This window comes from Collinsella sp. CLA-ER-H7 (assembly GCF_040092345.1).
Taxonomy (GTDB): Bacteria; Actinomycetota; Coriobacteriia; order Coriobacteriales; family Coriobacteriaceae; genus Collinsella.
Map to the genome: position 1 here is coordinate 17,698 of NZ_JBBNLT010000005.1, position 11,957 is coordinate 29,654.

Annotated in this window: 13 protein-coding genes; all 13 read left to right on the plus strand. The window is 64.1% G+C overall.

All coding sequences use genetic code 11. The annotated features are described in order from the left end of the window. The first annotated feature begins 3 nt into the window (after positions 1-3). Entirely contained in the window at positions 4-732 is a 729-nt protein-coding gene (gene scpB, locus AAAX75_RS04055; RefSeq protein ID WP_138112574.1) for an SMC-Scp complex subunit ScpB, read from the plus strand. After that, entirely contained in the window at positions 719-1,690 is a 972-nt protein-coding gene (locus AAAX75_RS04060; RefSeq protein ID WP_349091192.1) for a pseudouridine synthase, read from the plus strand. The genes scpB and AAAX75_RS04060 overlap by 14 nt, the downstream gene beginning before the upstream one ends. 66 nt (positions 1,691-1,756) lie before the next feature. Further along, the gene (cmk, locus tag AAAX75_RS04065; protein ID WP_349091193.1) at positions 1,757-2,443 is read left to right on the plus strand and encodes a (d)CMP kinase; all 687 of its coding nucleotides are present in this window, start codon (positions 1,757-1,759) and stop codon (positions 2,441-2,443) included. A 3-nt stretch (positions 2,444-2,446) separates the two neighbouring features. After that, positions 2,447-3,175: a lysophospholipid acyltransferase family protein gene (locus AAAX75_RS04070; RefSeq protein ID WP_349091194.1), complete on the plus strand. Its 729-nt coding sequence runs from the start codon at positions 2,447-2,449 to the stop codon at positions 3,173-3,175. 2 nt (positions 3,176-3,177) lie between these two features. Then, positions 3,178-4,077: a 4-hydroxy-3-methylbut-2-enyl diphosphate reductase gene (locus AAAX75_RS04075; protein ID WP_349091195.1), complete on the plus strand. Its 900-nt coding sequence runs from the start codon at positions 3,178-3,180 to the stop codon at positions 4,075-4,077. 2 nt (positions 4,078-4,079) lie between these two features. Continuing rightward, entirely contained in the window at positions 4,080-5,522 is a 1,443-nt protein-coding gene (locus AAAX75_RS04080; protein ID WP_349091196.1) for a DUF512 domain-containing protein, read from the plus strand. A gap of 10 nt (positions 5,523-5,532) precedes the next feature. Continuing rightward, positions 5,533-6,867, plus strand: coding sequence for a ribosome biogenesis GTPase Der (gene der, locus AAAX75_RS04085; RefSeq protein ID WP_006236029.1), 1,335 nt, complete (start codon positions 5,533-5,535; stop codon positions 6,865-6,867). After that, positions 6,860-7,543 (plus strand): glycerol-3-phosphate 1-O-acyltransferase PlsY, encoded by a 684-nt coding sequence (plsY, locus tag AAAX75_RS04090; RefSeq protein WP_349091197.1) that lies wholly within the window; start codon positions 6,860-6,862, stop codon positions 7,541-7,543. The genes der and plsY overlap by 8 nt, the downstream gene beginning before the upstream one ends. Positions 7,544-7,552: 9 nt before the next feature. Beyond that, entirely contained in the window at positions 7,553-8,560 is a 1,008-nt protein-coding gene (locus AAAX75_RS04095; protein WP_349091198.1) for an NAD(P)H-dependent glycerol-3-phosphate dehydrogenase, read from the plus strand. Positions 8,561-8,578: 18 nt separating this feature from the next. After that, the gene (gene rpe / locus AAAX75_RS04100) at positions 8,579-9,250 is read left to right on the plus strand and encodes a ribulose-phosphate 3-epimerase (protein WP_349091199.1); all 672 of its coding nucleotides are present in this window, start codon (positions 8,579-8,581) and stop codon (positions 9,248-9,250) included. 6 nt (positions 9,251-9,256) lie between these two features. Next, positions 9,257-10,435: an aminotransferase class V-fold PLP-dependent enzyme gene (locus AAAX75_RS04105; protein WP_349091200.1), complete on the plus strand. Its 1,179-nt coding sequence runs from the start codon at positions 9,257-9,259 to the stop codon at positions 10,433-10,435. After that, positions 10,432-11,241, plus strand: a complete 810-nt coding sequence (locus tag AAAX75_RS04110) for a Nif3-like dinuclear metal center hexameric protein (protein ID WP_349091201.1) — start codon at positions 10,432-10,434, stop codon at positions 11,239-11,241. Before AAAX75_RS04105 ends, AAAX75_RS04110 begins: the two co-directional genes overlap by 4 nt. Beyond that, a complete protein-coding gene (locus tag AAAX75_RS04115; protein ID WP_349091202.1) occupies positions 11,238-11,957 on the plus strand; it encodes a hypothetical protein in 720 nt (239 codons plus the stop codon). The genes AAAX75_RS04110 and AAAX75_RS04115 overlap by 4 nt, the downstream gene beginning before the upstream one ends.

Below are 11,957 nucleotides of genomic sequence, written 5' to 3' on the forward strand. Positions count from 1 at the left end.
ACCATGTCAACCCTTTCCACGCTGGAGGCAAATAGCCTCAAAGGTGCCCTCGAGGCGCTGCTGCTGGTGTCGAGCGACCCGGTAAGTGCGCCCGCGCTGGCCGGCGCACTGGATATCGCCCCCGGCGAGTGCGCGTCGCTGCTCGCCGAGCTCAAGGTTGAGTACGAGGAGGCCAACCGCGGCTTTCAGCTACGCGAGGTCGCCGGCGGCTGGCGCCTGTTCACGCATCCTGCCTACCACGACGTAGTCGAGGCCTATGTGTTGAGCTGGGACACGCAAAAGCTGTCGCAGGCGGCGCTCGAAACCCTGGCCGTGATCGCATACCACCAGCCCGTAACGCGCGAGGTGGTCAAGGGCATCCGCGGCGTCAACTCAGACGGCGTCATCGCGTCGCTCGTGGACAAGGGTCTGGTGCGCGAGCTCGGCCGTGACCCCGAGCGCGGTCAGGCCATCATTTACGGCACGACCAACGCCTTCTTGGAAAAGTTCGGCCTGCGCTCCACCCGCGACCTACCCGACCTGGAGCAGTTTGCCCCCGACGAGCAGTCGCGCCAGTTTATCCGCGAGCGCCTGAGCGGCCGCAGTATTCAGTCCACGCTCGAGGAGCAAGCCGAGGACCTGGACGAAGAGCGCGAGCTGCTCGATACCGATATTGATGATGTCGAGGCGGTCGGTGGCGAGGAATTCCTGGCCACCGACGACACTGCGGAGGACACGCATGATGAGGACTAACGAAGTAGGTGAGACGTGCACCGCAAGTGCCACGGGCGCCACGACGCCCGCAGGCGACGCCCAGCCCGTCTATCCGCACACCATGCGCCTGCAGCGCTTTTTGGCGCGTGCGGGCGTGGCGAGCCGCCGCGGCTCGGAGGACCTGATGACCGCCGGCCGCGTGACCGTCAACGGCCAGGTCGCGACCGAGCTGGGCACCAAGGTCGACGTCGACCACGATCACATCGAGGTCGACGGCATGCCCGTCAAGCTCAACCAGGGCGCCGTGTACTTGATGCTCTACAAGCCGACCGGCTACCTCACCACCATGAGCGATCCGCAGGAGCGCCCTTGCGTGGCCGACCTGGTCCCCCGCGACCGCTTTCCGGGGCTCTTCCCGGTGGGACGCCTGGACCGCGACACCACGGGCCTTTTGCTCTTTACCACCGACGGCGACCTGTCGCAGGATCTGCTGCACCCCAGCAAGCATGTCTACAAGACCTACCAGGCACTCGTGGACGGGCAGCTAACCGACCGCGATCTTGAGCCGCTGCGTCGCGGCATAGAGCTCGACGACGGCCTATGCCAGCCGGCGATCTGCCGCGTCATTACCGCGCGCGAGGCAGAGGCTGTGGCTCCGCAAGGCGTCAAGCCCGGCACCACCGCCGTGGAGGTCATCATCCGCGAGGGTCGCAAGAATCAAGTTAAGCGCATGTTGAGCAAGATTCACCATCCGGTAATCCGTCTACATCGCTGCAACTTTGCCGGCCTGGAGCTCGAGGGTGTGGCCAAGGGATCGTGGCGCGAGCTCACCGACCGCGAGGTGCAGATCCTCAAAAGCGGTGGTATCCCGCCCAAGCAGGCCAGCGCCATACGCGGCGGCAAGCCCCAAGACACGCCCGCCAGCCGCACGCGTCACCACGGCAGCCACGGCTCCGCACCCAAGCGCAACACCTACCGCGAGCGCTACACGGGCTAGGCAAACCGCCGCGCCCCAACGCCCGCGAACCATACCAGCACGTCAACCACCGAAAGGAAGCATTGCATGATCGTCGCCATCGACGGCCCTGCCGGTTCCGGCAAGTCCACCATCGCCAAGGAGATCGCCCGCCAGCTGGGCTTTAACAAGCTCGACACGGGCGCCATGTATCGCGCCGTCACCTTCGCAGCGCTCGACCGCGGCATCGACCTGGATGACGAGGCGGCCATCGACGCCCTCGCCGAGCAGATCGAGATCCGCTTTACCAACGGCACCGGCGAGGACACGCGCCTGACCATCGACGGCCAGGACGCCTCGGCTGCCATCCGCACCCCGCAGGTTGACGCCAACGTGTCCAAGGTCTCGGCCTACCCAGGCGTGCGCGCAGCCATGCTCATCCACCAGCGCCGCGCCGCCGAGGACCGCGACATCGTCGCCGAGGGTCGCGACATCGGCACCGTCGTCTTCCCCAACGCGCAGGTCAAGGTCTTTCTGACCGCCGACCCGCGCGAGCGCGCCCGTCGCCGCGTTCTGCAGCGCCACCAAAACGACGCCCAGCCGCTCACCGAAGAGCAGCTGGAGGCCGAGGTCGACGAAACCCTCAACGCCCTCAAGCAGCGCGATAAGCTCGACAGCAGTCGCGAGGTCGCCCCGCTCGTACCCGCCGAGGACGCCGTGCACGTCGACTCCACCGCCCACACCATCGACGAGGTCGTCTCGATAATCGAGGACCTCATCAACCAAAGGAGGTAGCCCATGCGCCTGTTTAAGCAGACGCCCGAGGATTATTACAACGCTCCCTATGCCGAGTTCCCCGTGCTCATCCGCGGCACCGTCGCCGTAGTCATGGCCATCCTTTGGGCCTTCTCCAAGCTCATGTGGCGCTGGAAGGTCGAGGACGCCGATCTGCTGTTTGAGCGCCAGGAAGGCCGCGGCAGCGTGGTCATCTGCAACCACACCTCGATGGCCGAGCTCTTGGCCGTGGAGACGGCACTGTTCTTTGGGGGCCGCCGCATTCGTCCCATCTTTAAATCTGAGTTTGCCAAGAGCAAGATTGTGCGCTGGGCCTTTAGCCGCGTTGGCGGCATCCCCGTGGAGCGTGGCACTGCCGATATGAAGTGCCTGCGCGCCGCCCAGCATGCGCTGCAGCGCGGCGAGGACGTTCTGATCTTCCCCGAGGGCACGCGCATCCGCTCGCGCGAGATCAAGCCCGAGGTCCACGGCGGTTTTGCGCTCATCGCTCAGATGGGCAAGGCACCTGTGAACCCGCTCGCCATCTGCGGCTGGTCCGACATCACGCCCGTGGGCAAAAAGATCATGCGTCCCAAGAAGTGCTGGATTCGTGCCGGCAAGGCCGTCTCGTTTTCCGATGCACCGGCCGGGCTTAAGCGCACGGAGCGCCTGGCCTGGTTTGAGTCCGAGGCCATGAACCGCGTCTACGCCATGCGCGACGATCTGTGCGCCGAGCATCCGGGCAGGTTCTAGCCATGAGTGAGAACGTGACGAACACCGCCGCGGCTACGTCCGACCAGGCAACCGCGCCGACAATCGAGATCGCCGCCCACGCCGGCACTTGCTACGGCGTACAGCGTGCGCTCGATATGGCGCTGGCGGCCGCGCCGCAGGCAGGAGAGTGCACTCAGGTCCATACCTTGGGTCCGCTCATCCATAACCCCATCGTGGTACGCGAGCTCGCTGAGGCAGGCGTTGGCTTGGCCGAAACCCTGGACGACGCAGCAACCGGCACCGTGATCATCCGCGCCCACGGCGTGGTGCCGCAGGTCATCGATGCTGCCCGCAAGCGCGGCCTCAACGTGATCGACGCCACCTGCCCTTACGTCAAGAAGGTCCACGTGGCCGCCGAGCGCCTGGTGCGCGAGGGCTACCGCGTGCTCGTCGTGGGCGAGCCGGGCCATCCCGAGGTCGAGGGCATCCTGGGCCACGCAGGCGACGATGCGCAGGTCGTGAGCTGTGCCGCTGACGCCAACGCCTTGTCGCTCAAGGGCAAGGTAGGCCTCGTCGTGCAGACCACCCAGACCGCGCAGAACCTCGCCGAGGTCGTGGCGGCTATCACCCCGCGCGTGCAGGAGCTGCGTGTGATCAACACCATCTGCGCCGCCACGAGTGAGCGTCAACAGGCAGCAGCCACACTTGCCAACCGCTGCGACTGCATGGTCGTCGTAGGCGGCAAGAACTCGGGCAACACCCGCCGCCTGGCGCAGATTTGCGCAGACGCCTGCGAGCGCACGTATCACATCGAGGAAGCTTCCGAGCTCCAGGCCGCGTGGTTTACCGACGCTCACCACATCGGCATCACTGCCGGAGCCTCCACCCCACAAGAACACATCGAACGCGCCGTCACGCGCATCAAGGAGCTTTGCCGCTAACCATGGACCAGACCGTACCCGCATACGCCGCCGAGGTGGCCGATTACGGGCGCAGCCGCGACCCCGAGCCGGGTGAAGGCGCGCTCGTTAAGAACGTGCGTCCCGAGTCGCCCGCATGGGATGTGGGTATCGAGCCGGGCATGCGCGTGCTCACGGTCAACGGCGAGCAGCTCACCGACATGATCGTGTGGCTCTGGGAGGCCGACGACGATACCGTCGACCTCGAGGTTTTCGACCCGCGCGACAACAGCGTCACCCCCGTCGAACTCGACCGCTTCCCGGGAGAGGACTGGGGCCTTGAATTCGATGGTCCCATCTTCGACGGCATGCGCACCTGTGTGAACGCCTGCGTGTTCTGCTTTATGACCATGCTGCCCAAGGGCGGCCGCTCCACGCTCTATATTCGCGACGACGACTACCGCCTGAGCTTTTTGCAGGGCAACTTCGTCACGCTCACGAACCTCACCGACGAAGATGTTCAAAACGTCATCCAACGCAATATGAGCCCCATGAACGTGTCGGTCCATGCCGTGAGCCCCGACGTCCGCCGTCGTATGATGGGCCGCAACGCCCAGCGAGGCATGGACGTACTCGAGACCATCATGGCCGCCGGCATCGAGATTCACGCGCAGATCGTGCTGTGCCCCGGCATGAACGACGGCGAGGAGCTGGAAAAGACCCTGCGCTTTTGCGAGGAGCACGAGCAAATCACAAGCCTGGGCATTGTGCCGCTCGGTTTTACCAAGCATCAGAACCGTTTTACCTGGTCATACAGCGATAAGCCCGAGCTAGCGCGCGAGACCATTGCCATGATCCGTCCCTACCAGGATCGTGCCTACGAACGCTTTGGCCGCCACACCTTCCAGATGAGCGACGAGTTCTATCTGGACGCCGGCATCGATCCTCCCGAGGCAGACTTTTACGACGGGTACCCGCAGTACTACGACGGCATCGGCATGATCCGCTCGTATCTGGACGAGACCGACGACGTGCTCGCTGCCGATGCCGAGCGACTGGCCCGCGTCCGCGAGGCCATCGCCGCCCGCAGCCAACACCTGCTGTGCCTCTCGGGCGCCAGCGCACGCGACACGGTGGCCCGCTTTGTGGAATCGCCCAAGGGACTCGCCGGCACTGTCACGGCCATCAAGAACCGCTACTTTGGCGGCAACGTGGACGTGACCGGCCTCATCGTCGCGTGTGACATTCTGGAGCAGCTGCCGCAGGACCTCTCGGGGGTTATGCTCTTTGTGCCTAAGCTCATGTTCAACGCTGACGGCATGACGCTTGACGAGTATCATCGTGACGATTTACTCGCAAGCCTTACCAGTCGCGGCGCCGAGGTTCATGTGGTGTCGACCATGCCGCATGAGCTGCTCGATACCCTGGAGCACATCCTTGGCATTGTGCCCGCGGACTCTAACATTTCCACTGACCCTACCCATTAAAGGAGTGCAGATGAAACCTATCGTCGCCGTCGTCGGACGCCCCAACGTGGGCAAGTCCACGCTCGTTAACCGCCTGGCCCAGACCTCGGACGCCATCGTCCACGAGTCCCGCGGCGTCACGCGCGACCGCTCGTACCACACGGCCGATTGGAACGGCCGCGAGTTCACCATCGTCGACACGGGCGGCATCGAACCGCTCAAGAGCGATGACGTCTTCGCCACGTCCATTCGCGACCAGGCCCTCGCCGCCGCCGAGGAAGCCGCCGTCATCCTGTTTGTGGTCGACGGCCGCACCGGCGTCACCGAGGAGGACGAGTCGGTCGCCCGCATGCTCAAGCGCTGCGACAAGCCGGTCTTTCTGCTGGTGAACAAGCTCGACAACCCCGATCGCGAGAACGACAGCATCTGGGAGTTCTATTCGCTCGGCATCGGTGAGCCCACGCCGCTCTCGGCCCTGCATGGTCATGGCACGGGTGACCTGCTCGACGATATCGTGGCCCTGCTTCCGGAGGAAGAGGACGAGGTCGCCGATGAGTTCCCCGACGCGCTGAACGTCGCCATCATCGGCCGCCCCAACGCCGGTAAGTCCTCGCTGTTCAACCGCATCCTGGGCGCCGACCGCTCCATCGTGTCCAACATTGCCGGCACCACGCGCGACGCCATCGACACGGTCGTCGAGCGCAACGGCAAGCACTACCGCATGGTCGACACCGCGGGCATTCGCAAGAAGAGCACCGTGTACGAGAACATCGAGTACTACTCCATGGTCCGCGGCCTGCGCGCCATCGACCGCGCCGACGTAGCGCTGCTCGTCGTCGACGCCTCCGTGGGCGTCACCGAGCAGGACCAGAAGGTCATGGGCTTGGCCATCGAGCGCGGCTGCGCCATCGTGGTGCTTCTCAACAAGTGGGATCTGCTCGACGACGACCGTAAGCGCGAGGCCTGCATGGAGACCATCGACCGCCGTCTGGGCGTCATGGCTCCCTGGGCCCAGTACCTGCGCATCTCTGCCCTGACCGGCCGCAGTGTCGAGAAGATCTGGGCGATGGTCGACGCCGCCGAAAAGACGCGCTCGCAGAAGATCAGCACCTCGCGCCTCAACACGTTCCTCACCGACCTGCGCGAGTTCGGTCATACCGTGGTGGACGGCAAGCGCCGCCTGCGCATGCACTACGTGACCCAGACGGGCGTCAACCCGCCGACGTTCACGTTCTTCGTCAACCACAGCGATCTGGTCAACGACACCTACCAGCGCTACGTAGAGAACCGCATGCGTTCGACCTTCGACTTTGCTGGCACGCCCATTCGACTCTTCTTTAGGAAGAAGGAGCAAAAGGATGCATAATCCGATTCTGCTGACCGCCATCTGCGCCGTGGTCTCGTTCTTTATCGGGGCGATTCCGTTTGGACTGATCCTGGGCCGCGTCTTCAACCACACCGACATTCGCAAGGCGGGCTCCGGCAACATCGGCACCACCAACGCACTGCGCGTAGCCGGCCCCAAGGTGGCCGCGCTCACGCTGCTGCTCGACTGCCTTAAGGGCGCCATCTGCGTCCTTATCGCCCGTCCACTCATTGCCGACTTGGGCTATGGTTTTCCGCCGAGTATTATGGCCCCCGGCGCCGCCGGCGACTGGATGCTCGGCGTCATTTGCCTGGCAGCGGTGTGGGGCCATATCTTCTCGCCCTACCTCAACTTCCATGGAGGCAAGGGTATCGCAGTTGGTCTGGGCGTTATCCTCGCCTGGTACTGGCCCATTGGTCTGTCGCTGCTGGGCATGTTTATCGTGGCCGTCGCCATCACCAAGTTCGTGTCGGTGGGCTCGCTTGCCGCGGCCATCGGTCTTCCCATTGCCGCTTGTGCGGTCTTTCCGTACAGCAGCCTAGGACTTAAGTTTTGCATGGCGATGATCGGCATCACCGTGGTGTGGGCCCATCGTGCGAACATCAAAAAGCTCATGACCGGTAAGGAGTCCAAGCTCTCGTTTACCAAGCGCGTCACCGAGCCCGACGATCATTAGGAGAGAGTCATGAATGTTGCGCTGATTGGCTCTGGCTCCTGGGGAACCGCCGTCGCCGGCCTTGCCGCCGCGCGAGCCGAGCGCGTGACCATGTGGGCCCATAGCGAGCAGACGGCCGCCGGCATCAATGGCGAGCACCGCAACCCCCGCTACCTTGTGGGCTACGAGCTGCCCGGCAACGTCGTCGCCACGACCGAACTCGTGCAGGCGCTCGACGGCGCCGAGGCCATCATCTTTGCCGTTCCTTCGACGCACCTTCACAGCGTGTGCCACCAGGCCGCGCCCTTTATCGCCGCCGATACCCCGGTGCTCTGCCTCACCAAGGGCATTGAGCCCGAGTCCGGCCTGCTCATGAGCGAGGTCATCGCCAGCGAGATCGGCAACGAGGCGCGCGTGGCGGCGCTCTCCGGCCCCAACCATGCCGAGGAGATCTGCCGCGGCGGGCTTTCTGCCGCCGTCATCGCCAGCAAAGATCCGCAGATAGGGGAGACCTTTAAGGACCTACTCCTGTCCACGGCCTTCCGCATCTATCTGTCGCAAGACATGACCGGTGTCGAGGTCTGCGGCGCCATGAAAAATGTCATCGCCATCGTGTGTGGCATCTCCGCCGGCTCGGGCGCAGGCGACAACACGCTCGCCCTCATCATGACGCGCGGCCTAGCCGAGATCAGCCGTCTGGTGCACGCCCGCGGCGGTCAAGCTATGACCTGCATGGGACTTGCCGGCATGGGAGACCTCATTGCCACCTGTACCTCGGAGCATTCGCGCAACCGCACCTTTGGCTACGAGTTTGCCCACGGCGTTTCGCTCGACGAGTACCAAACGCGCACGCATATGGTTGTCGAGGGCGCCGTCGCGGCCCGCAGCGTCAGCGAACTTGCCCGTTCACTGGGCGTAGACATTCCGCTCACCTTTGCCGTGGAGCAAACGCTCTACAACGGTGTTACTTTGGATAGGGCACTCGAGATTCTTACCGACCGCGTCCCCTCTCAAGAGTTCTACGGACTCACCGACTAGCGCAGAAAGGCTACTACCATGGGTTCCATCAAAATCGCTCCGTCCGTCCTTTCGGCCGACATGGCCAACCTCAAGGGCGAACTCGACAAGATCGCCGCTGCCGACTACGTGCACTTCGACGTTATGGACGGTCACTTTACCGGCAACCTCACCTTTGGCGTTGACATCCTCAAGGCCGTTAAGCGCTCCACCGATGTACCGGTCGACGCGCACCTGATGGTGTCGAACCCCGACGAAACGGTCGATTGGTACGCCGACGCCGGTGCCGACATGATCACCGTGCACTACGAGGCCTCCACGCACCTGCACCGCACGCTCACCCATCTGCAGCAGCGCGGCGTCAAGGCCGGCGTGGCGCTCAACCCCGCCACCCCCGCGTGCGTACTCGAGAGCATCATCGACGTCGTCGATATGGTGCTGCTGATGAGCGTGAACCCCGGCTTTGGCGGCCAGAGCTTTATCCCCGGTACCATTGCCAAACTGCACGAGCTCAAGACCATGTGCGAGCGCCACGGCGTTTCGCCCATGATCGAGGTCGACGGCGGCATTTCTTCCAAGAACATCACCGAGGTTGTCAAGGCTGGTGCCAACGTTCTCGTGGCCGGTTCCGCCGTATTTAAGTCCGAAGATCCCGCCGCTGAGGTTGCGCTGCTGCAGAAGCTGGGCAACGAGGCTGCACAGGAGGCATAAATCCTTATGACCGCAGGTCAAAACCGCATACCCGTGAATCTTGACTATGCCGCCTCGACGCCCATGCGCGCCGAGGCGCTCCTTGCGCAGCGTGAGTACGACGACAGCGAGCTTGCCGGCGTCAACCCCAACTCGCTGCACTCGCTTGGCCGCAAGGCCGCCGCACGCCTGGAAGTCGCCCGTCGCGATATCGCCCGCAGCTTTGGCGCACGCGTTCGCCCGTCCGAGATCATCCTTACCAACGGCGGCACCGAGGCCAACCAGCTGGCGCTGCTCGGTCTTGCAGAGGGCGCTCGTCAGCGCGATCGCAAGCGCGATCGTGTAATCGTTTCGGCCATCGAGCACGATTCGATTCTGGACAACCTGCCGCTGCTGCGTGCCGCCGGCTTTACCGTCGACCTGGTGCAGCCCTGCCGCATGGGCTACATTGAGCCTGCCACGCTTATCGAGTTACTAGGCGACGACGTGGCGCTCGTGAGCATCATGGTTGCCAACAACGAGACCGGCGTGGTGCAGCCCATCCGCGAGCTGGCCGCCGCCGCACATGCTGCCGGCGCCCTGTTTCATACCGATGCCATCCAGGGCTATCTGCATTTTCCGCTCGATGTCACCGAGCTGGGCGTCGATGCTATGACCGTTGCCGCGCACAAGATCGGCGGCCCCGTGGCATCCGGCGCGCTCTACCTTAAGAACCGCACGCCGCTGCGTCCGCGCATCTTTGGCGGTGGACAGGAAGCCGGACGTCGTGCCGGCACGCAGGACCTGCGCACGCAGCTGGCCTTTGCCGCCGCCGCCTCCGCGCTGTTGCCGACCGTGGCCCAGGAGCGCGCGACGCTGCAGGCCTTGTCCGACAAACTCTACGCCACGCTTACGGCTCATCCGCGTATTCATGCCACCATGGGCGACTACGTACAGGCCGATCGCCTGCCGGGCATGGTATCGATCTACGTCGACGGCATGGACTCCGAGGAGCTCATCGTCAAGCTCGACGCCGCCGGCTTTGAGGTTTCGGCCGGCTCGGCGTGCTCGAGCGGCAGCATGGACCCGAGCCACGTGCTCAGCGCAATGGGCATTGGTCGCGAGCAGGCGCTAGGCGCACTGCGCATCTCCTTCGATGACCGCGTGGACCCGGCTGACCTGGACGACTTTGCCCAGACGCTGCTCTCGATCGTAGGTGCTGCATGATCGTCGCCGAGCTTGAACGCGCGCTGCTGGCGCGCTACCCCAAGGCGGACGCCGAGAGCTGGGATCATGTAGGGCTCTCCGTGGGAGATCCCGCTGCTGAGATCACCGGTGTTGCCTGCGCGCTCGATGCGACCGAGGCTAATGTTCGCCGCGCGCAAGAAGCCGGTGCCAACGTGCTGCTGACGCATCATCCCATATACATCAAGGCGCCCGAGGCCTTTTGTCCGGCGGATGCCACACGCCCCCAATGCAGCGCGGCGCTCTACGAGGCGGCCCGTTGCGGCGTGAGCATCATATCGCTCCACACCAACCTGGACCGTTCGCACGAAGCCCGTGTCTGCCTGAGCAAGCTGCTGGGTGCCGCACCCGTGAGCTCACTGGAGTACGTGGACGACCCCGAAGCCACCGGCCTGGGCGCGCTTGCGACGCCCAACGACCCGTGCACGCTGCGCGATCTTGCCACCCGTGCTGCCACGGCCTTCGGCAGCGACCCGCGTGTGTGGGGCGAAGCCGATCGCCCGTGCCGCACCGTCGCCATTTTGGGCGGCTCCCTGGGCGACTTTGGAGAGCTCGCCATCGCCGCGGGCGCGGACGTTGTCGTGACGGGCGAGGCGGGCTACCACGTGACGCAAGACCTTGCCTTACGCGGGCTGCCGGTGATCTTGCTCGGTCACGACCGCTCCGAAGAGCCGTTCGTTGATATATTGATGAACTCTGCAGTTGACGCCGGGGTCGACCCCCGTCATGCGATTAAAATACTGAACCCTTGCCAATGGTGGACTGTGACAAAAGGAGAGAACTTATGAGCGCCGGCGCTACGCTACTCAAGCTGCAACAGATCGATTTGGAGCTCGCCCGCAACAAGAGCGAACTTGCCAATATACCGGAGCTCAAGGAGCTCGCTTCCAAGCGCAAGACCTATGTGAAGCTCAAGTCCGAGATGACCAAGCTCTACGCCCAGCGCAAGGATCTGGATATTGAGCTCGACGATCTCAACACCACCGAAATTCAGACCAACAACGCTATCGAGGCTGCCAAAAAGCGTCACGTCGACGGCTCCGACTACCGCGAGGTTCAGGACCTGGAGAATGAGCTCGCCACCTTGGCCAAGCGTCTGGACAAGATTGAGCACACCCGCAAGGACGTCGTTGTCGCCCATAAGGAGGCGCTCGACCGCGAGACCCGCGCGCAGGCCATCATCGCCAAGTTCGAGGAGGGCGTGAAGGCCGATACCAAGGCCGCCCGCGCCAAGGCTGCCGACCTGCAGGCTCAGATTGACGCCGCCACGAAGGAGCGCACCGCGCTTGCTGCCACGCTGCCGGCCGACGTTCTCACCGACTACGAGCGTCTGCTCAAGCAGTTCCGTGGCCTGGCCGTCGAGACCATCCAGGGCAATATCCCCACGGTTTGCCACACCGCGCTGCAGGCATCGTCCATGAGCGACCTCAACCACGACGGTAGCGAGATTACGCACTGCCCGTACTGCCACCGCCTCCTGGTACTCCCGAGCAAGGAAGCCTAG